Origin of the sequence: Variovorax sp. SG517, from assembly GCF_013376045.1 — a bacterium.
In the GTDB taxonomy this organism is placed as follows: domain Bacteria; phylum Pseudomonadota; class Gammaproteobacteria; order Burkholderiales; family Burkholderiaceae_C; genus Variovorax.
Genome location: NZ_JABMJG010000006.1, coordinates 303,415 through 327,786 on the forward strand (window position 1 = coordinate 303,415; position 24,372 = coordinate 327,786).

The following is a 24,372-nucleotide window of genomic DNA, read 5'->3' on the forward strand; positions in this document are numbered from 1 at the left end:
CGGCTTTGTTGCAGAGCACGCCTGCTTGCGCGGCGGTTGTCTGCTTCGGATGAGAGATGTAATATATTCCAAATGAATGAAGAAGTTGGTAATGGAGTTTCTTCGGACGAAGCACGGCTCGGGCAATGGATAGGGAGCATCCAGGCCCGCTGCGGCGATCTGGCCGCCAGCGAAGCGAAGGTCGTGGCTCTGCTGCTTGCCGATCCTTTGTTCGTCGGCGCGAGCACGACCGCGCAGGTTGCGGCTCGTGCCGGTGTTTCGCCACCGAGCGTTGTCCGCGCCGCACGTGCCATCGGGTTCACCGGGTTCACCGAACTCAAGATCGAGATCGCTCGTGCCCGGGGCACGACCCGGTTCTTCGCGCCGCCTGAGGTGCTCGCCGCGGATGCGACGTCGGCCGCGGTGCTCGAAACATCCATCCGCGCAGGCACCGACGCACTGACCGCGCTCGGCGGGGCCGTCGAACTCCCTGCGTTCGAAGAAGCGGTCCGCTCGATCCAGTCTGCGCGACAGGTCATCGCATTCGGTGCCGGACCGTCGGCGACGGTCGCTGCCGACGCGGTCTTCCGGCTGCGCGCAGTCGGCGTGACGACCATCGGCATCCAGGACTACCTGTCGGCCATAATCGCGACGCGCCTCCTCGGCCCCGGCGATGTCGTCATCGCCGTCAGTTCGACCGGACGCACTTCGACCACGCTCGCCATCGCCGATGCAGCGTCGTCCGCCGGGGCTTCGCTCATTGCCATCACCAACCAGTACGGCACGCCACTGGCGACCCTCGCGGATATCGCGCTGGTCGTCGGCGGTGCGCCGCTGCCGGCGCAGATGGCCGCAGCGGGGAGTCGGCTGGCCCAACTCGTCGTGATCGACGCGCTGGTCGCAATGCTCGCGCTGCGCGACCCCGAGCGCAGCCGCCTGGCAGAGCGGGCAGGCATCGACCTGCCCGACATCTGCTGATGCAGCCCGGCACCGTCGCGCTCGTGCTCGCCGCCGCGGCAGCCCATGCGCTGTGGAACATCGCCTCGAAATACAAGCGCGGCGACACCTTTCTGTTCGTCTGGGCCTATACCTGCGCCTCGGCGCTGCTGTGCGTGCCGATCGGCATGGCCCTCGTGGCCAAGGGGCAGCAGGTGCTTGATTGGCGGCTCGCGGTGGGTTCCGCCGTCTCGGCCGCATTGCACATCGCCTACTCCCTGATCCTGCAGGCCGGCTATGACCGCGCAGAACTGGGCGTGGTCTATTCGGTCGCCCGCGGCACGGGACCCATGCTGACGATGCTGTTCGCGGTTCTCCTGCTGGGGGAACGGCTCACCACGGTCGCCATGCTCGGAGCGTTGCTCATCGTCGCGGGCATCCTCGTCGTCGCGGGCAATCTGTTCGGAGGCGGACCCCGCCGTCCGGTGCCGGGGATTCTCTGGGGGGCCGCGACAGGTGCCACCATCGCCGCATACACCCTCTGGGACAGCTACTCGGTCACCTCGTGGCACCTGGCGCCCGTGAGCTATTACGCAGGCACGCTCCTGCTGCAAGGCCTGATCCTGACACCCATCGCGCTGCTGCGGCGGCATCGGATCCCCGATGTCCTGCGTGCCAACGCAGTGCCGATTCTCGTCGTTGCCGTGTTGTCCCCGCTGGCCTACATCCTCGTTCTCACCGCCATGCTGAGTGCGCCCGTGGCGCTGATCGCGCCGCTGCGCGAGTCGTCCATCGTCATCGGCGCTTTTCTGGCGTGCTGGCTCTTTCGTGAGGGCCAGCTCGCACGCCGCATCGCCGGGGGAGTGATCGTGCTGGCCGGGATCGCGGCGATCAGTCTTTGATGTTTCGGCGGGCCGACACTACGGATCCGATCTGCTGCGACGAGCCAAGGGACTTGTCCGATGGTTTGGTGTCCGGTTCGATGTTGTCGATCGATGTCGCGCAGCACTTGGCAGCGACGGTGTCTTGAACGCGACGGCCGACGCGCTGTCACCGTCGCCGGCCGGATTTGTCCCGTCCACTTCGCGTCCCCGCTGGCGATCTGGGATATGGCGGCTTTGAGCCGCTGGCTCGCCCGGCCCCTTTCATGATCAGCACAGCGAGTACCGCACCGGCTCCGGCAAAGAGCGCACACGCAAGCAGAAAGCCAAATGGCGCCTGGGCCAGCACGATATCTGGAGCTCCCCAGGGGGCGGGAATGACGCCTCTGGAGAGGCCTCGCACGGCAATGAAGAGAGGTGCACCGCCGAAGAGGAAGGCGAGAAAGATGCCGAAGACCTTCAACTGCCATGGCGACAGCACGGTGCGCTCGAAACCGCTGTCCTCGAACGATCTATCTCCGAGGACGGGGAGGTCGAACAGGACCATCGCGAGCGCGAAGAACGCGACGAGCACTGCCGGGATGAGAAGGATTGCTGCCAGCCCGGAACCGTCCGAACGCATCCGGATCGCGAGATAGGCCGAACCCAGGAAGATGACCAGCGCAACGGCCCTGCGAAGCAAACTCATCGGCGACTCCAGTGTGTCAGCTCAGATCGAGACGTATGGCCTCGACTCGGGCCAGTACGCCGGCCCGATATATTGTCGGCGTCGCGCAAGGGGCACGAGCTGGATCGCATCTCGCAGCACCTCCTTGTCGCGTCATTACATCCTGGAGAAATTTGCGTGCCGGAAAAATCCATGTCCAGCTTGGGACGCATGTTGGGAGTCCTCGATCTTTTCGACGACACGCACCTGACGCGCACTGCGGACGACATTTCGGCGGCACTGGACGTGTCGCTGCCAACGGGCTATCGCTATGTGCGGATGTTGCTCGAAGCCGGTCTGCTGCAACGCGTCGAGGACTCGCACTACGCATTGGGACCTCGCATCATCCTGCTCGACCACTACATCCGCAAGGCGGACCCGGTGCTGCGCGAGGGCATTCCGGTGATGCGCGAACTGGTCGCCGCGACCGGGTTCGACTGCGTCCTCTCCGGCCTCTTTGGGATGCAGGCCCTGGACACGCATCGCGAGATGGGAGGGGCTCCAGCCGCCCTCGCCTATGGGCGTGGACGCCCCCGCCCATTGTTCCAAGGCGCGGCACCGAAGGTGTTGTTGGCCAATTTCACGCCAGCGCAACTGCGCAAGGTCTTCGACGCCCGCCACGACGAAATCATTCGCAGCGGATTGCCCGCGGACTGGAGCGAATTCCGCCGTGGCTTTGCGGCGATTCGCAAGGCAGGCCACTACGTATCGATCGGTGAGCTCGAGCCACAGCTTGCGGCGGTGGCCGCGCCGATCCTGAAGACCGACGGTGGCGCATGGGCCGCGATCTCGCTGGTTTTCGATACGTCGCGCCTGGCCATCGTCGATCTCGAAAAGATCGTTCATCTGATCACCGAGGGCGCCTCGCGTATCGGAGGGCGGCTGGCGTAGGCCAGCTACGGCGCAGCGTTCAGCCGGCGCGTTGTCGACCTGCGCCGTCTCTTCACAACCGGCACGATGAGCTCTGGCTGAGACCTGCTCTCCGGCCTCAGGGCCGCAACGCCGAAGAAGTTGTGCCACAAGTGAAGAGCGCCTCGGGCAGCTCGGCGGCGGCATGCAGACCGAGTCCGGCCGGTACGGCAAAGGTGAGCGCGGAATGTGCCACCACGCGTGTGGCGTAACCGTCGCCGTCGACCAGGTCGTTGTTTGAGAGAGAGAGCGCATGGTCAGCAGACCTCGACGTGGGTGCCGTGGCGCCGGTCGGGCCCCGCGATCCGGGCAAGCGCAAGAGACACGGGCGTCATGCGTCCTCAGTCCAGCCTGACGCCCGCGGCACGGATCACCTTGCCCCACATCGCGCGGTCGGCCTGGATGAAGGCGGTGAATTCGGCCGGCGTGTTGCAGCGCAGCTCGCCGCCGTAGTCGCGCCACTTCTTCGCCAGCTCGGGCGACTGGCACACCTTGGCCATGGCGCTGCTGAGCTTTTCAAGAATGGCCGGTGCGGTGCCGGCGGGCGCCAGCAGGCCCTGCCAGGCGATGGGCGTGTAGTCGGGCAGGCCCTGTTCCGCGAAGGTGGGCACGCCGGGGAAGCTCGGGTGCCGCTCGCGGCCGGTGATGGCCAGCAGCTTGAGCTTGCCCGCCTGCACGTTGGTGGCCGCGGCGGGCAGGCCGTCGAACATCAGCTGGATCTGGCCGGCAAGCAGGTCGGCATACGGGCTGTTGCTGTTGTAGGGCACCAGGTTGGACTTCACGCCGGCCTCCCTGTTGAACCACGCCGCCGACAGGTGCGAATAGCTGCCGATGCCCTGCGTGGCCACGTTGATCGAGTCGGGCCTGGCCTTGAGCTGCGCGATCAGTTCGCGCGCGTCCTTCGCCTGCACCGAGGGAGTGGCGATCAGCCCGGTGTTGAGCACGCCCAGCAGGCTGATGGGCGCGAAGTCGCGCTCGGCATTGAAGGGCAGCTTGCCGTAGAGGTGCGGCACCACCGACAGCGAGCTCGTGGTGCCGATGTAGAGCGAATAGCCGTCGTTGGGCGCCTTGGCCGCCACCTCGGTGCCAATGATGTTCGAGGCACCCGGACGGTTCTCCACGTAGAAGGTCTGGCCCAGGATCTTCGTCAGCTCCGCCGCCAGTTCGCGGGCATTGGCGTCGGGCCCGCTGCCCGCGGGGAAGGGGGCAATGATGCGCACCGGCTTGGTGGGGTAGTCGGGCTGGGCATTGGCAGTGGTGCCCGACAGCGCCAGCACTGCTGCCAGCGGGAAGGCCGCGGCCGCCGCGACGAGCTTTTGGATGGGGGTCATGAATGTCTCCATATGCGAATGCGGGCAGGCTGCACGCGACGGGATCATACGAAAAACATGTCAATTATCAAAATAAGATAATTGAGATATGATTTGTTTGTCGAATCCAGAAAAGAGATGCTTCGTTATCGAAGGAAGACAATCCATGCCATCCAAATCTCCTCTCCAGCTGCAGTTCAGTCACATCGGCCTGTACGTCACCGACCTGGACCGCATGGCCGGCTTCTACAAGCGCGCCCTGCGATTCACCCAGACCGACGCAGGCGACCTGGGTCCGGTGCGGCTGGTCTTCCTCAGCCGTGACCCGAACGAGCATCACCAACTGGTCCTGGCGACCGGCCGACCGGCGGACATGGCCTTCAACGTGGTCAACCAGCTGTCCTTTCGCGTGCCCGACCTGGCAACGCTGCGCGCCTTCCATGGCCGGCTGCTGGACGAGGGCGCCACGGACATGCACCCCGTGACGCATGGCAACGCGGTCTCCGTCTACTGCCGCGACCCCGAGGGCAACCGCCTCGAACTGTTCATGGACACGCCCTGGTATTGCGACCAGCCGCTGCGCGAGCCCATCGACCTGTCTCAGTCCGACGAGGCCATCCTGGCCCGGGCCGAGGCCATCGCGAAGCGCTTCCCCAAGTTCATGACCCGCGTCCAGTGGCAGGCCGAGGTCGCGCGCCGCATGCAGGAAGACCAGAATGTCTGAGCGCCCGCCCGTGTACGACGTGGCCATCGTGGGCCTGGGCCCGACCGGTGCCACGCTGGCCAACCTGCTGGGTGCGGCCGGCCGCTCGGTGCTGGTGATCGAGAAGGAGGCCGGCATCTTTCCGCTGCCACGGGCCATCCACTACGACGGCGAGGTGCTGCGCATCTTCCAGGCGGCGGGACTGCGCGAGCAGGTGCTGGCCATCTCGCGGCCGGGCACGCAGGGCATGCATTTCGTCAACGGCGCGGGGCAGACCCTGCTGATCCGCGGCGGGACCGCGGCACTGGGGCCGCACGGCTGCGCCAACAACTACTACTTCCACCAGCCCGAGCTCGAAGCGGTGCTGCGCGAAGGGCTGGCGCGCTTCCCGCAGGTGGATGTCCGGCCGCGGACCACGCTGAGCGCCATTGAAGCGGACGGCGACGGCGCGACGCTGCACTGCCGTCAGGGCGACAGCCACGGCAATGACGGCCCGGCGTTCGAGGCCCGCGCGCGCTGGGTGGTCGGCTGCGACGGCGCCCGCTCTCCGGTGCGCCAGCACATCGGCAGCCCGATGGTGGACCTCGGCCTGCGCCAGCCCTGGCTGGTGTTCGACGTGGTGCTGAACGAGGCGCTCGACCTGCCGCCGCACACGGTGCAGCACTGCGATCCGCGTCGGCCCATGACCTACTGCAACGTGGTGGGCGACCGCCGCCGCTGGGAAATCATGGTGCTGCCCGACGACGACTGCGAGGCGCTGGTGCAGCCCGACAATCTCTGGAAACTGGTGGCCCCCTGGGTGAGCCCTGCACAGGCGCGGCTGGAGCGCGCGGCCATCTACACCTTCCATTCGGTGATCGCCGACGGCTGGCGCCAGGGCCGGCTGTTCCTGGCGGGCGATGCCTGCCACCAGACGCCGCCGTTCCTGGGACAGGGCATGTGCGCGGGCATCCGCGATGCCTCCAACCTGGGCTGGAAGCTGGATGCCGTGATCGGCGGACGCGCCCCCGAATCGCTGCTGGACACCTACGAATCAGAGCGCAAGCCGCATGTGCGCGCACTGATCGAGCTGGCCGTGCGCCTGGGCGGCATCATCCAGACCACCGACCCGGCCGCCGCGGCCGAACGCGATGCGCGATTCGTCGACGGCGAGCCCGAGGTCTTCGAACTGCCGCCGCAGCTGCTGGGCCAGGGCGCCTTCGACGCGCAGCAGCAGGACCTGGCTGGCCGCCCGTTCCCCCAGCCGCGCCTGGATGACGGCCGGTTGCTGGACGAACTGCTCGGCCGCCGCAGCGCCGTCATCGGCCGGCGCGCGCTGCTGGAGCGCGTGGCACCGGCCACCGCCGAGCGCTGGGCCCGCAGCGAGGCCCTCGTCATCGACCAGCCCGACGCTCAGCTCGACGCGTGGCTGCGCAGGCACGAAGCAGGGGCCGTGATCCTGCGGCCCGATCGCTACATCGTTGGCGTGGCGCGCACGCAGGCCGAGCTCGACCGCATCTCCCAGCACCTGCCGGTGGCGCCATGACGATCCACGCGATCCGCCCGGTCCGCCTTCCTCGCGATCGATCTCTCACGGCAGGCGAGCGTCGACCCTGAAAAAAGTCCGCTTGACCACGTGGCCGCGACGCGGTGCCCGGGTCGGCCGGCCTGGAACCTCCCACCTTCTCAATCCAAAGGAACCACCATGAAACTCATCAGCTACCAGTACAACGGCAAGGACAGCTACGGTGCCGTCGTGGGCGACCGCGTGGTCGACCTGCGCGAAGTCTTCGGTGCACAAGCACCGGACCTCAAGGCCTTCATCGCTGCGGGCCTGGCCGCCAAGGCGGCGGCGCATGTCGATGCCGCGCGTGCCACCGTGCCGCTGTCGGAGGTTCGGCTGCTGCCGGTCATTCCCAACCCCGGCAAGATCTTCTGCATCGGCCTGAACTACGGCGAGCACATCCGCGAGACCGGCAAGGAGGCGACTGAGAAGCCCGTGATCTTCCTGCGCGTGGCCGATTCGCAGTTGGCCCACGGCGAGGACATCGTGCGCCCCGGCGTTTCGCAGCGGCTGGACTACGAAGGCGAGATCGCCATCGTCATCGGCAAGGGCGGCCGGCACATCAGCGAGGCGCAATCGTGGTCGCACATCGCCGGCTACAGCTGCTACAACGACGGCAGCGTGCGCGACTGGCAACTGCACACCTCGCAATGGGCGCCCGGCAAGAACTTCTGGAAGACCGGCGCCTTCGGTCCCTGGATGGTGACCGCCGACGAGATCGCGCCCGACCAGAAGATGACGCTGGTCACCCGCCTGAACGGCCAGGAGATGCAGCGCGCCACCACCGACATGATGGTGCACAGCATCCCGCGCCAGATCGCCTACATCTCGGCCTTCATCCCGCTGGAGCCCGGCGACGTGATCGTCACGGGCACGCCGGGCGGCGTGGGCAACAAGCGCACGCCCCAGGTGTTCATGAAGCCGGGCGATGTGTGCGAGATCGAGGTGGACGCCATCGGCGTGCTGCGCAACGGCATCCGCGACGAGTGATGAGCGCCGCGCCATGACGAGTGTCGACGACGATCTGCGCGCGCTGGAGGCCCGCCGCCGCGACACCATGCTGGCCGGCGATGTGAAAGCCTTGGGCGCGCTGCTCGCGCCCGATCTCCGCTACGTGCACTCCACCGGCACGGTCGACTCGCGCGGCAGCCTGCTGCACAAGCTCGCCACGGGCGTCATCGCCTATCGGCAACTCGAGCTTGCACCGCTGGCCGTGTCGTGTTGCGGCGATGCGGTCATCGTCGCGGGCGAGATGCGGGCCGAGGTGCTGCGCGGCGGCGAGCTGCGGCAGGTCGCCAGTAGCTACCTGGCCGTCTAGCGGCGGCAAGGGACGGACTGGGAACTGGCTGCCTGCCAGGGCACCGCTTCGCCGGCCAGCTGAAGCGGCCCGGCCGGGGCGCCCGCCTCGGCCTCACAACTATCGGGAGACAACCCATGATCGACTTGCTGCGTGCTACCGGGAGGGCCGTGCCCGGACTGCTGCTGGCCGCCCTGGCCCTCTGCGCCTCGGCGCAGGACTTCCCGAACCGCCCTGTGCACATGGTGGTGCCCTTTGCCGCTGGCGGTGGCCTCGACCTCAACGCCCGCAACCTCGGTGCGGCGCTGTCCGAACAGCTGGGCCAACCGGTGGTGGTGAGCAACCGCGATGGCGCGGCCGGCACCATCGGTCTCAATGCCGTGGCGAGCGCCCAGGCCGACGGCTACACGCTGGCCTTCACGCCGGCGGTGCCGCTGTCGAGCGAGCCGCATCGGCTCAAGCTGGCGTATGGGCTCGACAGTTTCCGGCCCGTGTGCCAGGTGTTCGACAACATCTTCGCCGTTGCCGTGCCGGCGGATTCGGCCTGGCGCAGCATGGCCGACCTGCTCGCGGCGGCGCGCAAGGACCCGGGCGGTGTCAGCTACGGCACCTCCGGCACAGGCTCCATCCCGCACCTGGGCACCGCGGACATCGAGGCGGTGACCCATGTCAGCCTGGCGCACGTGCCCTACAAGGGCGATGCACCCATGCTGCAGGATCTGTTGGCCGGTCGCCTCGGATTCGGTGCCGTGCTGATCAGCTCCATCACCGGCCAGCTCGGCAGCGGCGCCTTGCGCCTGCTTGCGGTCTATGCCGACCGGCGACACCCCGCCTTCGGCCATGTGCCGACGCTGAAGGAGTCGGGCGTGGACGTGGTGCAGGCCAGCTTCGGCGGCTTGCTGGCGCCCGCTCGTACGCCGGACGCCGTGGTCGCGCGGCTGGAAGCAGCCTGCCGGCAAGCGGTGGCTTCGCCGCGCTACCAGGACTGGGCCCGCGGGGCCAACCAAGTGGTGGACTTCCGCCCCGGTGCAGCCTTCGAGCATCAACTGCGCGAAGACAGCCGCTCCAAGGCAGCCACGCTGCGCCGTCTCGGGTTGGCCGCGCGCTGAACGGACCGCGTCTGCGTCCTGTTCTGCCACAGACTCCATGATCGGCGAGATCGTCTGCTCGCTCGCCCAGGCCATCGGCCCGGGACGCGATGAGCCGTCGTCAAGTACTCGTGCTTCCGGGGTTGTGGTGCGGCAGGAATCCCCGTCCGATTCGCCTGCCGATGGCTCCGTCACGACCACCGCGGCTGGCCCGGAGGACGACTTCGCACCTGTGCTGCGTTCAGCGCCGGATATCGCCCAGGCAGAGGTACTTGATCTCCACGTAGTCGTCCATGCCGTGGTGTGAGCCTTCGCGGCCCAGGCCCGACTGCTTCACGCCGCCGAAGGGCACGTGCTCGGTGGCGATCACGCCAGCGTTGATGCCGACCATGCCGTATTCCAGCGCCTCCGCCACGCGGAAGATGCGGCCCACGTCGCGGGTGTAGAAGTAGCTCGCGAGGCCGAACTCGGTGTTGTTGGCCGCGTCGATGCCGTCCTGCTCGGTCTTGAAGCGGAACACGGGCGCGAAGGGCCCGAAGGTTTCCTCGCGTGCGCACAGCATGTCGGGCGTGGCCTCGGCGATGACGGTCGGCTCGAAGAACTGGCCCTGCAGCCTGTGGCCGCCCGCGAGCACCTTGCCGCCCTTGGCGACGGCGTCGTCGACGTGGCGCTGCACCTTGTCGAGGGCCGCATCCTCGATCAGCGGGCCCTGCACCACGCCCTCCTCGAAGCCGTTGCCGACCTTGAGCGCCTTGACCCTGGCGGCGAACTTCTCGACGAAGGCGTCGTAGATGCCTTCCTGCACGTACAGCCGGTTCGCACACACGCAGGTCTGGCCGGCATTGCGGTACTTGCTCGCGATGGCGCCCTCGACCGCCGAATCCACGTCGGCGTCGTCGAAGACCAGGAAGGGCGCATTGCCGCCCAGTTCCAGCGACAGCTTCTTGACCGTCGGCGCGCACTGGCTCATGAGGATGCGGCCCACCTCGGTGGAGCCGGTGAAGCTCAGGTGGCGCACGACGTCGCTCTCGCACAGCTCCTTGCCGATCGCGATGCTGTTGGCGCTGTCGGCCGTGAGCACGTTGAGCACGCCCGCGGGAATGCCGGCGCGCACGGCCAGCTCTGCGGCGGCCAGCGCGGTCAGCGGCGTGAGCTCGGCCGGCTTGATGACCACCGTGCAGCCCGCAGCCAGCGCTGGCGCCACCTTGCGGGTGATCATCGCGAGCGGGAAATTCCACGGCGTGATCGCCGCGCACACGCCGATGGCCTGCTTGAGCACCAGCAGGCGCCGGTTGTTGTCGAACTGCGGCAATACCTCGCCGTTCACCCGCTTGGCCTCTTCGGCGAACCACTCGATGAAGCTCGCGCCGTAGGCGACCTCGCCCTTGGCCTCGGCGAAGGGCTTGCCCTGCTCGGCGGTCATCAGGCGGCCGAGGTCTTCGGTGTGGGCGATCAGCAGGTCGAACCACTTGCGCAGCACGATGCTGCGCTCCTTGCCGGTCTTGCCGCGCCAGGCGGCGAGCGCCTTGTCCGCCGCGGCGATGGCGCGCGCGGCATCCGCGCGCACGAGGTTGGCGACGTCGGCCAGCTTGCGGCCGGTGGCCGGGTCGTTCACGTCGAAGCGGCTGGCGCCGGCGACCCATTCGCCCGCGATCAGCGCATCGGTCTTGAGCAGGGTGGGGTCGTTCAGCAGTGCAAGGGGAGAAGTCCTGTCGTCCATGGTCTCGTGTGTCGTGTTGTCTCGAGGAAAGAAAAAGAGCGGCGGCGGCGCGCCGCCAGTGTCAGCGGTAGGGCACGCCCGGAAGCACGCAGAGCATTTCGTAGAGCAGGTTGGCCCCCAGCAGCGCGGTGTTGCCGCTCGTGTCGTAAGGCGGGCTGACCTCCACCAGGTCGGCGCCCACCACGTTCAGGCCGCGGCAGCCGCGCACGATCTCCAGCGCCTGCGGCACGGTGAGCCCGCCGATCTCGGGCGTGCCGGTGCCGCCGGCGAACGATGGATCGATCCCGTCGATGTCGAAGCTGATGTAGACCGGGTGCGTCGGCCCGATGCGCTCGCGCACCTGCGCCATCAGCGGTGCGAGCGACTGGTACCAGACCTCGTGCGCCTGCACGACGGTGAAGCCCTGTGCGCGCGGCCAGTCGAAATCGTCCGCCGCGTAGCCGGTGCCGCGCAGGCCGATCTGCCAGACCTTGTCGCAGGCCAGCAAGCCCTCTTCGACGGCGCGCCGGAACGGCGTGCCGTGGGCAATGCGCTCGCCGAACATGTCGTCGTTGACGTCGGCGTGCGCGTCCACGTGCACCAGCGCGACCGGGCCGTGCTGGCGCGCCACCGCGCGCAGGATCGGCAGCGCGATCGTGTGGTCGCCGCCCAGCGTCAGCGGCGCGCAACCGGCGGCCAGCACCGTGTCGTAGAAGGCCGAGACGATGGCCAGCGACTTGTCGAGCGAGTAGGTGTTGATCGGCACGTCGCCCAGGTCGGCCACGTTCAGCCTGTCGAAGGGCGCCGCGCCGGTGGCCATGTTGTAGGGCCTCAGCAGTGCGGACTCCGCGCGGATCTGGCGCGGGCCGAAGCGCGCGCCCGGCCGGTTGGAGGTGCCGATGTCCAGCGGCACGCCAATGAAGGCGGCGTCCAGCCCTTCGGGGGATGTGGCGCCGGGCAGCCGCATCATCGTGCCCGGGCCGGCGAAGCGCGGCATCGTGTTGCCGCCGAGCGGCTGGTTCGGTGTCGTGGTGGTGGTGGTCGGCATCGGGTGTCGTGGGTTCAGCGCCGCCGTCCGCGCAGCCATTCGAGCGCGAGCAGCAGCGCGGTGGTGAAGACGATCAGCAGCGTCGCCACTGCGGCGATGGTGGGCGAGATGTTCTCGCGGATGCCGGTGAACATCTGCCGCGGCAGCGTGACCTGGTCCGGCCCCGCGAGGAACAGCGTGACCACCACTTCGTCGAAGGAGGTGGCGAAGGCGAACAGCGCGCCCGAGATCACGCCCGGCGCAATCACCGGCAGCGTGACGCGCATGAAGGTCCTGAATGGTGTCTCGCCCAGGCTCAGCGACGCGCGCACCAGGTTCTGGTTGAAGCCGGCCAACGTGGCGAGCACGGTGGTCAGCACGAAGGGTGCGCCCAGCGCCGCATGCACCACGATCAGGCCGAGGTAGGTGTCGGCCAGTCCGAGGGGTGCGAAGTAGAGATAGGTGGCGACTCCAACCACTACGATCGGCACCACCATCGGCGAGATCAGCACGCTCATGAGCAGGCCCTTGAACGCGAAGTTCGTGCGCGACAGCCCTACCGCGGCGAGCGTGCCCAGCACGGTGGCGAGCAACGTGGCAGCCGGCGCGACGATGAAGCTGTTGCGCGCTGCACGCGCCCACTCGGGCGATTCGAAGAGGTTGCGATACCACCGCAGCGACCAACCCGGAATGGGGTAGGCCAGGAACGAACTGTCGGAGAACGACAGCGGGATCACCACCAGGATCGGTGCCAGCAGGAAGGCCAGCACCGCGACGCAGCCGGCGCGCACCAGCCACCAGCCGAGCTTGTCGGCGAAGGTGGCGTAGGCCGGGAATTGGGGAAGCTTCAGCATGACTGTGTGTCTTTCTGGCTGCTCAGCCCAGGCTCAGCTCGGCCTTGCCGATGCGGCGGTACACGGCGTACAGCACCAGCGTGGCGACCAGCAGCACCGCGCCCAGCGCGCAGGCCATGCCCCAGTTGATCTCGACGTTGGTGTAGCGCGCGATGTAGTAGCTCAGCATCTGGTCGTCCGCGCCGCCGAGCAGCGCCGGCGTCACGTAGTAGCCGATGGCGAGGATGAAGACCAGCAGCGCGCCGGCGCCGATGCCCGGATAGGTTTGCGGCACGTACACGCGGAAGAAGGCCGCCAGTGGCGAGCTGCCCAGCGAGACGGCCGCGCGCAGGTAGGTGGGCGGCACGCTCTTCATCACGCTGTACAGCGGCAGGATCATGAAGGGCAGCAGGATGTGCACCATCGCGATGATCACGCCGGTGCGGTTGAACAGCAGCGCCAGCGGCTGCTCGATCAGGCCGAGGCCCATGAGGCCGCGGTTGACCAGCCCCTCGGACTGCAGCAGCACGATCCACGCGGCCACGCGCACCAGGATGGATGTCCAGAACGGCACCAGCACCAGGATCATCAGCACGTTGGCCTTGCGCGCCGGCAGCGTCGACAGCCACCACGCCAGCGGATAGGCCAGCAGCAGGCAGAAGAAAGTGACCACGGCGCTGATCTGGAAGGTGCGCAGCAGGATGCCGGCAAAGGCGCGCTGGTCGGCGGGCATGCGCTCCACCTCGCCGGCCACGTCGCGCCGCAGGTCGACCGAGGCGAGCAGGTAGTCGGGCGTCCAGCGCGAGCCGTTCTTGGCGATCGCCTGCCAGTACGGCGCCTCGCCCCAGCGAGGATCGAGCTCCAGCATGCGCGCCTTGATCTCCTCCGGCGTGCCGGTGATCGGAAGCGCCCTGAAGGCGCCCATCACCAGTGAGCGGGCGCCCGCGATCTCGGTGTTGAGGCGGCGCGCCAGGGCGCCCGCGTCGGAGCTGTCGGGCAGCTGGCCCAGATCGGCCGCCATGGCCGCATAGGCTGCGGGTGCAGGCGCCTCCTTGCGGTTCCAGCCGTCGAGCGCGCGCACGGTGCGCGGCAGCGCGTTGGCCACTTCGGGGTTCTCCACCGCCCGCTGCAGCAGCGCCACGATGGGCACCAGCAGCGTCAGCAGCAGGAACACCAGCAGCGGCGCCGTGAGTGCGAAGGCGCGCCACTTGCGGCGGGCTTCGGCGCGCGCCAGTGCGCGCCGCAGTTCGCCGGGGGGCGCTTCCGCTGAAACCAGGGGAACAGACGTTGCCGCGTGCATGGCCTCTTTCGCGTTCGCTGGTTCGTCGGTCTATTTACTGCGTGGCCCAGGCCGCGAAGCGCTTCTCGAGCGCCTCGCCCTGGTCGGCCCAGAAGCCGACGTTGAACTGCAGCGCGTCCTTGGCATTGGTGGACGAGGTCGGCAGGTCGGCCAGGATCTTCGGGCTGAGTGAGGCCAGCGCCTTGGTGTTGGTGGGGCCGTAGGCGATGTTCTGGGCATACACCGCCTGGTTGGCGGGCTGCATCGCGAACTGGATGTACTTCAGCGAGGCTTCCTTGTTCGGCGCGCCCTTCGGGATCACGAGGTAGTCCAGGTCGTAGATGCCGCCGGGCCAGTAGATCTTGAGGTCGCGGCCTTCGCGGTTGGCCGCGTCGATGCGGCCGTTGTAGACGGTGGTCAGCACCACGTCGCCGGCCACCAGGAACTGCGGCGGCTGCGCGCCGGCCTCCCACCACTGGATGTTCGGCTTGAGCTCGGTGAGCTTCTTGAACGCGCGGTCGGCGCCTTCCTTGGTGCCGAGCACCTTGTAGACGTCGGCCGGCTTCACGCCATCGGCCATCAGCGCGAATTCGAGGTTGTAGCGCGCGCCCTTGCGCATGCCGCGCTTGCCGGGGATCTTCTTCACGTCCCAGAAATCGGCCCAGCTCGTGGGCGCGGTCTTGAGCTTCTCGCCGTTGTAGGCCATCACGGTCGACCACACGAACAGGCCCACGCCGCAGTCGGTGACGGCGGCCGGCAGGAAGTCGGCCTTGCTGCCGATCTTGGAATAGTCGAGCTTCTCGAAGAGGCCCTCGTCGCAGCCGCGCGCGGCGTCGGGCGACTCGACCTCGACCACGTCCCAGGTGACCTTCTTTGTCTCCACCATGGCCTTGATCTTGGCCTGCTCGCCGTTGTATTCGACCGGGATGATCTTGGTGCCCGTCTTCTCGAAGGGCTCGTAGTAGGCCTTCTTCTGGGCATTGGCGTTGGCGCCGCCGAAGTTGACCACGGTGAGCTGCTGCTGGGCGAAGGCCGGCAGGGCGAAGCTGGCGGCGACGGTACAGGCGAGGAGGGTCTTTTTCATGGTGGAGTCTTCCTGGGGTGATGGAGTAATGGAAGGAGAAAGGGAACGCGAACGAGGAAACGGCAATCGGCCGGGGTCAGGGGGCGTAGATGCGCGCATGCGCCGTCGGGAACTCGAGCACCACCGCCTCGCCGGCCTGCGGCGCGGCGGCGCCGTCGAGGCCGCTCAGCGGCAGCTTCACCGTGGCCTCGGCCTGGCCCGCGCCGACGCTGCACAGCAGCCGCAGGTGGTCGCCGAAGTAGATGACGCGCGCCACCTCGGCGTCGAGCATGTTGGCGCGCTGCACGTCCGCCCGGCGGTGCAGCACCACCCGCTCGGGGCGGATGCAGGCCTCGACGGCCGCGCCCGAAGCCGCGCCGCTCACGTTGAGCCCGCGCAGCACGCGGCCGTCGGGCAGCCTCATCTCGGCATGCCCGCCGCCATGGCCCTGTTGCGGGCTCAGCTGGCCCTTCAGCACGGTGTTGTCGCCGACGAAGCCGGCCACGAAGCGGTTGGAAGGCGCCTCGTAGAGCCGGTCGACCGTGTCCAGCTGCTGGATCACGCCTTCGTTGTACACCGCCACGCGGTCGCTCATGGTGAGCGCCTCGCCCTGGTCGTGCGTCACGTAGACGAAGGTCACGCCCAGCTGCCGGTGCAGGTCCTTGAGCTCGAGCTGCATGTGCTCGCGCAGCTGCTTGTCGAGCGCGCCGAGCGGCTCGTCCATCAGCACCAGCTGGGGCTCGAACACCAGCGCGCGCGCCAGCGCCACGCGCTGCTGCTGGCCGCCCGAGAGCTGGCCGGGCAGGCGGTCGGTCATGCCGCGCAGCTGCACCATGTCGAGCGCGCGCTGCACGCGGCGCTGCTGCTCGTCCTTGGGCACCTTGCGCACGGTCAGTGGGTAAGCCACGTTCTGGCCCACGCTCAGGTGCGGGAACAGCGCGTAGTTCTGGAAGACCATGCCGAAGTTGCGCTTGTGCGGGGGCGTGCGCGTGATCGGCCGGCCGTCGAGCAGGATCTCGCCCGAGGTCGGCGACTCGAAGCCCGCCAGCATCATCAGCGTGGTGGTCTTGCCCGAGCCCGAAGGCCCGAGCAGGCTCAGGAACTCGCCGCGATGGATGTCCAGGTCGAGCTGGCGCACCACCAGGTGCTCGCCGTCGTAGGTCTTCTGAACGCGCTGGAAGCGCACCAAGGGTTCAGCAGTCATGGAGGATGTCGGCAAAGGATCGGTCGATCAGCGCAGTGCGGCGAAGCTGTCCGCGAGAAGCGCCAGGCCTTCGTCCACAAGCAAGTCGGATGCCGTGAGCGGCACCAGCACGCGAATTACATTGCCGTAGGTGCCGCATGACAGCAGGATTAACCCGCGCCGCGCCGCCTCCGCGACCACCTTGCGGGTCAGCGCCGCGTCAGGTCGGGCGGTGTCGCCCTCCTCGAACAGCTCGATGGCCACCATGGCGCCGAGCCCCCGCACGTCGCCGATGGCCGGCACCCCGGCCGCGATGCGGCGCAGGCCGGCCGTGAGCCGCTCGCCCAGCGCGCGGCTGCGCGCCAGCAGCTGCTCATCGTCGAACACCTTCAGCACCGCGAGCGCCGCGGCGCAGCCGATGGGGCTGCCGGCATAGGTACCCCCCAGGCCGCCGGGCGCGGGGGCGTCCATCACTTCGGCGCGGCCCACCACGCCGGAGATCGGGAAGCCGCCCGCCATCGACTTGGCGGTGGTGATCAGGTCGGGCGCCACGGGCCACTGTTCGCTGGCGAACCAGGTGCCGGTGCGGCCCGCGCCGGTCTGCACCTCGTCGGCGATGATCAGGATGCCGTGGCGGTCCGCCAGTGCGCGCAGGCCTTCGACGAAGTCGTTGGGCGCCACGTAGAAGCCGCCTTCGCCCTGTACGGGCTCCAGAATGAAGGCCGCCACGCGCTCGGGCTCGATGTCGTTCTTGAACAGCAGCTCGACCGAATGCAGCGCGTCGTCGACGCTCACGCCGTGCAGCGCGTTCGGGTAGAGCGCATGGAACACCTCGCCCGGGAAGGGGCCGAAGCCGACCTTGTAGGGTGCCACCTTGCCGGTCAGGCCCAGCGTCATCATCGTGCGGCCGTGGTAGCCGCCGGTGAAGGCGATGACGCCGGGTCGCCGGGTGTGGGCACGGGCGATCTTGACCGCGTTCTCCACCGCCTCGGCACCGGTGCTCAGGAAGATCGACTTCTTCGCGAACTGGCCCGGCGCCAGCGCGTTCAGCCGCTCGGCCAGTTCCACGTAGGGCTCGTAGGCAAGCACCTGGAAGCAGGTGTGCGAATAGAGGTCCGCCTGCGCCTTGACGGCGGCCGTGATCTCGGGGTGGCAGTGGCCGGTGTTGAGCACCGCGATGCCGCCGGCGAAATCGATGTAGCGGCGGCCCTCGACGTCCCAGAGCTCGGCGTTGGCGGCCCGGCTGACGAAGATTTCATGGGCCTGGCCGACGCCGCGCGCGACGGCCGCGCTGCGGCGGGCCATGAGGGCGGCATTACTGAGGTGGGGTTCGCGTTGCATGGGGACGACCTGTGCTTGAGTGCTGGGAGGAAAGGAATGCCGGCACTCTAGGTCGCCCGATCCGGACCGGCCATGTACACCGGAAGCGGTCGTCCGGAGGACTGTACTGGTCTTGTATCCTGTACATACTTTCCTCAATATGGTGCAGGCCGGACCGCCGGAGACACCCCGATGCTCATTCTTCGCCCCGAACAGCCAACGCCATTGGTGAGCCAGATCGTGGAAGGGCTGCGCGGACTGATCGGCGCCCAGAAGCTCAAGGCCGACACCAAGCTGCCGTCGATCCGTGCCTTCGCCGCCGCCCACGGCGTCAGCGTCTTCACGGTGGTCGAGGCCTACGACCGGCTGGTGGCCCAGGGCCTGCTGGTCTCGCGCGCCAATGCCGGCTTCTTCGTCAAGCGGCGCAGCGAGGAGAGTGCTGTCGGCACCGCCAGCGTGCCCCGCGCGGATCCCCGCTTCGACGCGCGCTGGTACCTCCAGCAGATCTTCGAGAACCGCAACCTGCCGCTCAAGCCCGGTTGCGGTTGGCTGCCGCACGACTGGCTGTTCGAGGACGGCATGCGCCGCAGCCTGCGCCATCTGGCTTCCGAAGGCAGCGACATCGGCGGCTATGGCCTGCCCTTCGGCCACATGGCGCTGCGCATGGCGACGGCGGAGGCGCTTTCGGAACAGCAGATCGTGGTCGAGGCCGCCCAGGTGCTGCTGACCCAGGGCTCGAGCCAGGCGCTGGACCTGGTCGCGCGCCGCCTGCTCAAGCCGGGCGACCGGGTGCTCGTGGACGATCCCGGCTATCCGAACCTGATGTTCATGCTGCGCTTCCTGGGCGTAGAGATCGTCGGCGTGCCGCGCACTCCGACGGGCTACGACATGCCCGCGCTCGAGGCGCTGCTGGCGGTGCACCACCCCAAGGCCTTCTTCACGCAGCCGCGGCTGCAGAGCCCGACATGCTCCATGGCCTCGCTGCCGCAGCTGGTGCAACTGCTGCAGCTGGCGCAGGCGCACGACTTCACGCTGGTGGAGAACGACATCTACGCCGAGATGGACGCGTCGATGCGCCCCTCGCTTGCGAGCCTGGGGCAGCTGCGCCGCGTGGTCTACGTGGGCAGCTACTCGAAGACCATCTCGCCGAACATCCGTGTCGGCTACGTGGTCGCCCAGCCCGAGCTGCTCGACGAGCTGGCGCAGCTCAAGATGATCTCGGGCCTCACATCGTCCGACATCACTGAGCGCCTGGCCTTCGGCACCGTGACCGACGGCCGCTGGCGCAAGCATCTCAAGGCGCTGCGCGAGCGCCTCGCGCAGGCGCATGGCAGTGTCGCGCGGCGGCTGAGCGGACTGGGCTTCGAGCTGTTCCATGAGCCTGCGGCCGGCATGTACCTGTGGGCCCGGCATCCGGACATCACCGACAGCGCCGAACTCTCTCGGCGCGCCGCGACCCAGGGCATCATGCTCGGCCCGGGCCAGCTGTTCCTGGTCAACCCGCATCCCACCGGCTGGCTGCGTTTCAACGTCGCCTTCAGCGAGGACGAGCGCCTCTGGCGCTTCTTGGAGCGCAGCATCGAGGAGCGTCCGGCCGACTGAGCCGGGGTGGGGCGGGACTGGGCCGGCTCGACGAGGAGTCCATGCTGACGACTCCGCCGAGGACGCCAGCGGCAGGCCCCACGGTACGTGGGAGCAAGGAGAGCGCAGGCTGGCAATCAGCCAGGGCCGTCGCTGATCGGCGTCGGAATGCCGTGAGCCCGGCCGCGACGTGAGACCACACCATTGCGAATGTCCCATTCGAGCGGCCTGCCGGCTTCGCGATCGGTGAGGATGGATGTGATGTTCATGCGGGCGGCCTCAAAGGTTAGCGCGATTGTGAATCGTGGCTTCGGCAGCAGAGGAGAGAGCCACCGGGCTTGACCTTCGTCGCGCGGGGGAAGAGGCTTGCGTCCTTGCTTCAGAAAGCCTCGAGCGCCAGCGCCGTCACGCTCTCGGCACCGTCGACGATGCTGTCGCGCATGCCCGGCACCTTGTTGAGGATGTGCTCGGCGTAGAAGCGCGCGGTGGCGATCTTCGCCAGCATGAAGTCGGTGTCGAAGCTGCGCGAGGCGAGGTCCTGCGCAATGATCAGCGAGCGCGCGAGCTGCCAGCCGGCCACCAGGTTGCCCGCGAGCATCAGGTAGGGCACGCTGCCCGCGAACACCGCGTTGGGCGATGCCTTGGTCTGGCCCGCCACGAAATCGACCACCTCGACGAAGGCCTCGCGCGCGGCCTTCAGGCGCTTGAGCACGGCCGCCGCGGCGGGGTTGTCGAGCTTGGCCAGCTCGGCCTCGGTCTTCTCGATCTGCGCGGCGATCGCCTTCGCCGTCTGGCCGCCGTCGCGCGCCGTCTTGCGGCCCACGAGGTCGTTGGCCTGGATGGCGGTGGTGCCTTCGTAGATCGTCAGGATCTTGGCATCGCGGTAGTACTGCGCCGCGCCGGTCTCCTCGATGAAGCCCATGCCGCCGTGCACCTGCACGCCCAGCGAGGCCACTTCGAGGCTCATCTCGGTGCTGTAGCCCTTCACCAGCGGCACCATGAATTCGTAGAAGGCCTGGTTCTGCTTGCGCGCGTCGGCGTCAGGGTGATGGTGCGCGGCGTCGTAGGCGGCAGCCGCCACGCTGGACATCGCGCGGCAGCCTTCGGTGTAGGCGCGCATCGTCATCAGCATGCGCTTGACGTCTGGGTGATGGATGATCGGCGCGCTGGTGTTGATGGAGCCGTCCACCGGGCGGCTCTGCACGCGCTCCTTCGCGTAGGCCACGGCGTGCTGGTAAGCGCGCTCGGCGATCGCGATGCCCTGCATGCCCACCGCGTAGCGGGCCGAGTTCATCATGATGAACATGTACTCGAGGCCGCGGTTTTCCTGGCCCACGAGATATCCGATGGCACCGCCGTGGTCGCCATATTGCAGCACGGCCGTGGGCGACGCCTTGATGCCCATCTTGTGCTCGATGCTCACGCAGTGCACGTCGTTGCGCTCACCGAGCGAGCCGTCCTTGTTCACGAGGAACTTCGGCACGACGAACAGGCTGATGCCCTTCACGCCTTCGGGCGCGCCGGCCACGCGGGCGAGCACCAGGTGCACGATGTTCTCCGCCATGTCGTGCTCGCCGTAGGTGATGAAGATCTTGGTGCCGAACACCTTGTAGGTGCCGTCGGGCTGCGGCTCGGCGCGGCTGCGCACCATGGCGAGATCGCTGCCGGCCTGCGGCTCGGTGAGGTTCATCGTGCCGGTCCACTGGCCGCTCACGAGCTTTTCGAGGTAGGTGGCCTTGAGTTCGTCGGAGCCGGCGGTGAGCAGCGCCTCGATGGCGCCGTCGCTCAGCAGCGGACACAGCGCGAAGCTCATGTTGGCCGAGTTGAGCATCTCGCCGCAGGCCGCGCCGATGGTCTTGGGCAGGCCCTGGCCGCCGAAGTCCGCCGGATGCTGCAGCCCCTGCCACCCGCCCGCCACGTACTGCGCGAAGGCTTCCTTGAAGCCCGGCGTGGTGGTCACCGCGCCATCCTTGAACGACGAGGGATCGCGGTCGCCCGCCACGTTCAGCGGCGCGATCACGTCCTGGTTGAAGCGCGCGCATTCTTCGAGCACGGCCTGTGCGGTTTCCAGGCCGGCGTCCTCGAAGCCCGGCAGCTTCGCGATCTCGCCGATGTTGGCCAGGTGTTCGATGTCGAACAGCATGTCTTTAAGGGGCGCGACGTAACTCATCTCGATTTTTCTTTCGAAGCAGATCCAAAGTAAAAGAAGGACTCGGCCCCTCCCGAACAGGAGCGCCGGGCACACGGTAGGACGACGCGGAGCTTCGAGCCAGAAGGGCTAGCCCTGCTTCTCCATCTTCTCGTGGGCATCCACGAGCTGAGCCAGCAGCTTCATGAAGACGGCGCGATCCTCGGGCGACAGCGGCTCGATCAGCAGTTCCTGCGAGCGGTGGATGCTTTCCTGCAGGTCGTTGATCAGGTTCAGCCCGTCCTGGGTGATCACCGACAGCCTCGATCGACGATCGTCCGGATTGACGCGAGTCTCGACCAGCCCCTTGTCGACCAGGCGCTTGACCACTTCGGCCGTCGTCGTTCGATCCAGTGAAAGCTCGCGACCGAGAGCCTTCTGATCGAGCCACGGATTCATCGAAAGCGCGGTCAACATGCCGATCTGCAGCGGCGTGATGCTCTCGGACTTGCAGAGATCGAAGAAGATCGCCTGGCCGATCTGAGTGAGCCGGCGGATCAGGAAGCCCGGACGCCGCCACATGACTTCGCGCAGCGGATTGAATGGCTCTGGACCCTTGGGCTTTGGCGCTTCCACGTCCGTGGTGCCACCTGTCTTCTTCCGGGCGGGAGAACGCTTCGTCATCATCTCGAGATCGCCAATAGTGTCAGCCGGCGAGTGTATCGGCTCCCCCATATGCAAAGGAACGAGAGCGCCCGCCACTACAGCAGGTCGACCTCGAGGTACTCGCCCAACAGGCGGTGGAAGTCCAGCTCGTCGTCCCACGGGATCATGTGGCCGGCGCCGCTGGCCGTGCACTGCTTCAAGTGGGGTGCGAGGGTTTCGATCTCCGCCAGGTCTTCGGCGAGCACCACGCCGCCGCGCCCGGCCGTCATGAGCAGCCCGGGCGTCTGCAACCTCGCCAGATCGGCGTGGATGTCGTCGCCGTGAAAACCGGCATGCGCCCGGACCACCGCCTCCTCGCTGCACGTGTGGAGCCACTCGGCGCGCAGCTGCAGTTGTTCGTTCGTCCAACTCGGCGCGTAGGGACGCAGTTCGTCGGCCGTGATGCCCTGGATGGCCGTCCGGATGGAATCCACATACCACGACAGCGGCACGGGATAGGGGCGGCGGCCGGGGCCGGAGACGGGCGGATCGATCAGCAGCAACCTGTCGAGGCGGCGCGCGTCGCGCGACGCGGCGCGGATCGCGACGCGCGCCCCCATGGAGTGCCCCAGCAGCGTGACCGACGACCACTCCTGGACCTCCAGCAGATCGAGCACGTCGCCCGCCATGGCGTCGAGGCTGGCGTCCATGCCGGGCACGCTGGAGGACAGGCCCCGCCCGCGGAAGTCCAGCACATGGACGTCAAAGTGGCGAGCCAGCCGCTCGGCGACGAAGCCCCACGTGATGGCCGGGCTCGTGATGCCGGGCAACAGGAGCAGCCGCGGGCCCTGGCCGCCATAGCGCAGCAGGTGCAGCCGAACCCCGTTGGCGCGCACGTGGTAGCCATGAAGAAATGAACTCATTGCGACTCCGAGGTGTTCCATTCACCGACTGCTCCCGCCCCGGCTGGCGACGCAAACGGCATCGACACGAACCTTCGCCGCTGCGCTGGAAGGGATGCGGCAGCCGGCACGAACGGTCTCATGACTGCGGCGGCCTTCCGAACCAGCCTCGAATGCGGCTCCACAGCACGCTCCACATCATCGCGGCCATGGAGACCGTGGGCTGCGGCTCGTCGATCGAAGCCGCCTGCCCGCTCAGCCGACGGGAGATCTGCTTGCCGAAGTCCGCCACCATGCGGCGTACGAAATCCTTCACGAGCCCCGAGCGCGAGAACTGCGCGAGCGGCCCCTGAAGCGCGTAGATCATGTCCACGTGGACCCGGGTGCTGTCGGCAGCCAGCGCTTCGAGCCGATAGGTGATGTCGCCCTGGGTGCGCGACTTGCTCAGGCTGTCCTGGCCCGCACCTCGAAGGACAGCGCGCCTGGCGGCATCGTCGCGTTCCAGCCGGGCCGCCCCGGCGAAGGCTGCGGACATCGGCCCGAACTTGATGGCGATCGTGCCCTTGACTCTTTCGCCCTCGTGCGACTCGATGGTCGCGCCCGGCAGGCAGGACGCCACTGCGGGCAAGTCGCCCATGAATGCCCACACCCGGTCGACCGGATGAGGCACGTCGAAATGGACCTCGATGGCGTTGCCTTTCGCCTTGGCCTTGGCCATCGCCACGGGATCGACCTCCGCCATGTCCGCCGCGGCGGCCGGACCGGATGCCGCGGTCCTGCCGGGCGACGGCACCGGCGATTCGGTGGGCGCCGCTGCAGCAACGCGTTTCAGCGCGACCGTTCGCGGTGCGACCAGTCGCTGGCGCAGCTGCTCGAACTGCGCGTCGGGGGTGTCGCGCTGCTGCTGGAGCACCTCCAGGATGGCGTCGACGATGCCCTGGTAACCCGTGCAGCGGCACAGGTTGCCCGACAGCTCGAGGCGCACGCGCGCTTCGTCGGCGTCGGGCAGGCGAAGCACGATGTCACGTGCCGTGGTCAGCATTCCCGGCGTGCAGAAGCCGCACTGCAACGCATGGTGGCGCGTGAATGCCTGCCGCAGCCGCTGCATCGCCGCATCGCCGTCGTAGCCCTCGATGGTGGTGACTTCCCGGCCTTCGCATGCCACGGCGAAGGTGATGCACGAGCGCGTGGGCTGGCCGTCGATGAGCACCGTGCAAGCGCCGCACACGCCGTGCTCGCAGCCGAGGTGGGTTCCGGTGAGGCGCAGTTCGTCGCGCAGGAAATCGCCCAGATGCACCCTGGGCTCGGCCGGCCGGCTGATGCTGCGACCGTTCACTTGAATGGCAATCGGGTCCAAGTC

The 24,372-nt window shown here is 68.0% G+C and carries 22 protein-coding genes and 1 pseudogene; 9 read left to right on the forward strand and 14 right to left on the reverse strand.

All coding sequences use genetic code 11. The features are described 5' to 3' along the window. Positions 1-72: 72 nt before the first annotated feature. The gene (locus tag FHT32_RS20055; protein WP_176666346.1) at positions 73-957 is read left to right on the forward strand and encodes a MurR/RpiR family transcriptional regulator; all 885 of its coding nucleotides are present in this window, start codon (positions 73-75) and stop codon (positions 955-957) included. Then, positions 957-1,817: a DMT family transporter gene (locus FHT32_RS20060; RefSeq protein WP_176666347.1), complete on the forward strand. Its 861-nt coding sequence runs from the start codon at positions 957-959 to the stop codon at positions 1,815-1,817. Before FHT32_RS20055 ends, FHT32_RS20060 begins: the two co-directional genes overlap by 1 nt. Before the next feature lie 148 nt (positions 1,818-1,965). Here FHT32_RS20060 and FHT32_RS20065 read toward each other — a convergent pair whose 3' ends face one another. Beyond that, positions 1,966-2,484: a hypothetical protein gene (locus FHT32_RS20065; protein WP_176666348.1), complete on the reverse strand. Its 519-nt coding sequence runs from the start codon at positions 2,482-2,484 to the stop codon at positions 1,966-1,968. A 171-nt stretch (positions 2,485-2,655) separates the two neighbouring features. On the opposite strand from FHT32_RS20065, the gene FHT32_RS20070 reads away from it, so the two are divergent. Continuing rightward, the gene (locus FHT32_RS20070) at positions 2,656-3,393 is read left to right on the forward strand and encodes an IclR family transcriptional regulator (protein WP_176666349.1); all 738 of its coding nucleotides are present in this window, start codon (positions 2,656-2,658) and stop codon (positions 3,391-3,393) included. Between the two features lie 359 nt (positions 3,394-3,752). Here FHT32_RS20070 and FHT32_RS20075 read toward each other — a convergent pair whose 3' ends face one another. Next, positions 3,753-4,742 (reverse strand): tripartite tricarboxylate transporter substrate binding protein, encoded by a 990-nt coding sequence (locus FHT32_RS20075; RefSeq protein WP_176666350.1) that lies wholly within the window; start codon positions 4,740-4,742, stop codon positions 3,753-3,755. Positions 4,743-4,887: 145 nt separating this feature from the next. Here FHT32_RS20075 and FHT32_RS20080 point away from each other — a divergent pair, with 145 nt between their 5' ends. The 5 genes from FHT32_RS20080 (at position 4,888) to FHT32_RS20100 (ending at position 9,373) form a co-directional block, all read left to right on the forward strand. After that, entirely contained in the window at positions 4,888-5,445 is a 558-nt protein-coding gene (locus FHT32_RS20080; RefSeq protein WP_176666351.1) for a VOC family protein, read from the forward strand. Next, on the forward strand, positions 5,438-6,949 hold the full coding sequence (locus FHT32_RS20085) for a bifunctional 3-(3-hydroxy-phenyl)propionate/3-hydroxycinnamic acid hydroxylase (protein ID WP_176666352.1): 1,512 nt from the start codon (positions 5,438-5,440) through the stop codon (positions 6,947-6,949). The genes FHT32_RS20080 and FHT32_RS20085 overlap by 8 nt, the downstream gene beginning before the upstream one ends. A gap of 159 nt (positions 6,950-7,108) precedes the next feature. Next, positions 7,109-7,957 carry a fumarylacetoacetate hydrolase family protein gene (locus tag FHT32_RS20090; protein ID WP_176666353.1) on the forward strand — a complete coding sequence of 283 codons (849 nt, stop codon included), beginning with the start codon at positions 7,109-7,111 and terminating at the stop codon, positions 7,955-7,957. Between the two features lie 13 nt (positions 7,958-7,970). Continuing rightward, positions 7,971-8,285 carry a nuclear transport factor 2 family protein gene (locus FHT32_RS20095; RefSeq protein ID WP_176666354.1) on the forward strand — a complete coding sequence of 105 codons (315 nt, stop codon included), beginning with the start codon at positions 7,971-7,973 and terminating at the stop codon, positions 8,283-8,285. A 116-nt stretch (positions 8,286-8,401) separates the two neighbouring features. Continuing rightward, positions 8,402-9,373, forward strand: coding sequence for a tripartite tricarboxylate transporter substrate binding protein (locus FHT32_RS20100; protein WP_176666355.1), 972 nt, complete (start codon positions 8,402-8,404; stop codon positions 9,371-9,373). Positions 9,374-9,593: 220 nt separating this feature from the next. On the opposite strand, the gene FHT32_RS20105 is transcribed toward FHT32_RS20100, so the two are convergent. The 7 genes from FHT32_RS20105 to gabT all read right to left on the reverse strand — a co-directional run bounded on the left by FHT32_RS20105 (position 9,594) and on the right by gabT (position 17,777). Next, positions 9,594-11,072 carry an NAD-dependent succinate-semialdehyde dehydrogenase gene (locus tag FHT32_RS20105; RefSeq protein ID WP_256099073.1) on the reverse strand — a complete coding sequence of 493 codons (1,479 nt, stop codon included), beginning with the start codon at positions 11,070-11,072 and terminating at the stop codon, positions 9,594-9,596. A 61-nt stretch (positions 11,073-11,133) separates the two neighbouring features. After that, positions 11,134-12,099, reverse strand: coding sequence for an agmatinase (gene speB, locus FHT32_RS20110; RefSeq protein ID WP_176666356.1), 966 nt, complete (start codon positions 12,097-12,099; stop codon positions 11,134-11,136). Between the two features lie 14 nt (positions 12,100-12,113). Further along, complete coding sequence (locus tag FHT32_RS20115; protein ID WP_176666357.1) at positions 12,114-12,932, reverse strand: ABC transporter permease; 819 nt, start codon at positions 12,930-12,932, stop codon at positions 12,114-12,116. Between the two features lie 22 nt (positions 12,933-12,954). Continuing rightward, complete coding sequence (locus FHT32_RS20120) at positions 12,955-14,211, reverse strand: ABC transporter permease (RefSeq protein ID WP_176666358.1); 1,257 nt, start codon at positions 14,209-14,211, stop codon at positions 12,955-12,957. Between the two features lie 34 nt (positions 14,212-14,245). Continuing rightward, the gene (locus tag FHT32_RS20125) at positions 14,246-15,274 is read right to left on the reverse strand and encodes an ABC transporter substrate-binding protein (protein WP_176666359.1); all 1,029 of its coding nucleotides are present in this window, start codon (positions 15,272-15,274) and stop codon (positions 14,246-14,248) included. A gap of 76 nt (positions 15,275-15,350) precedes the next feature. After that, positions 15,351-16,457, reverse strand: a complete 1,107-nt coding sequence (locus FHT32_RS20130; protein ID WP_176666360.1) for an ABC transporter ATP-binding protein — start codon at positions 16,455-16,457, stop codon at positions 15,351-15,353. A gap of 27 nt (positions 16,458-16,484) precedes the next feature. After that, the gene (gabT, locus tag FHT32_RS20135) at positions 16,485-17,777 is read right to left on the reverse strand and encodes a 4-aminobutyrate--2-oxoglutarate transaminase (RefSeq protein ID WP_176666361.1); all 1,293 of its coding nucleotides are present in this window, start codon (positions 17,775-17,777) and stop codon (positions 16,485-16,487) included. Positions 17,778-17,948: 171 nt separating this feature from the next. Here gabT and FHT32_RS20140 point away from each other — a divergent pair, with 171 nt between their 5' ends. Then, positions 17,949-19,358 carry a PLP-dependent aminotransferase family protein gene (locus FHT32_RS20140; RefSeq protein WP_176666362.1) on the forward strand — a complete coding sequence of 470 codons (1,410 nt, stop codon included), beginning with the start codon at positions 17,949-17,951 and terminating at the stop codon, positions 19,356-19,358. A gap of 116 nt (positions 19,359-19,474) precedes the next feature. Here FHT32_RS20140 and FHT32_RS20145 read toward each other — a convergent pair. From FHT32_RS20145 to FHT32_RS20165, 5 genes and pseudogenes are all read right to left on the reverse strand, one after another. Then, positions 19,475-19,633: pseudogene (locus FHT32_RS20145) on the reverse strand (ketopantoate reductase C-terminal domain-containing protein); the annotation flags it as partial. 83 nt (positions 19,634-19,716) lie between these two features. Further along, entirely contained in the window at positions 19,717-21,507 is a 1,791-nt protein-coding gene (locus FHT32_RS20150) for an acyl-CoA dehydrogenase (protein ID WP_176666363.1), read from the reverse strand. A 108-nt stretch (positions 21,508-21,615) separates the two neighbouring features. Next, positions 21,616-22,152, reverse strand: a complete 537-nt coding sequence (locus tag FHT32_RS20155) for a MarR family transcriptional regulator (RefSeq protein ID WP_176666364.1) — start codon at positions 22,150-22,152, stop codon at positions 21,616-21,618. A 74-nt stretch (positions 22,153-22,226) separates the two neighbouring features. Beyond that, positions 22,227-23,033, reverse strand: a complete 807-nt coding sequence (locus tag FHT32_RS20160) for an alpha/beta fold hydrolase (RefSeq protein WP_176666365.1) — start codon at positions 23,031-23,033, stop codon at positions 22,227-22,229. Between the two features lie 118 nt (positions 23,034-23,151). Next, positions 23,152-24,369, reverse strand: coding sequence for a 2Fe-2S iron-sulfur cluster-binding protein (locus tag FHT32_RS20165; RefSeq protein ID WP_176666366.1), 1,218 nt, complete (start codon positions 24,367-24,369; stop codon positions 23,152-23,154). Positions 24,370-24,372: the final 3 nt, after the last annotated feature.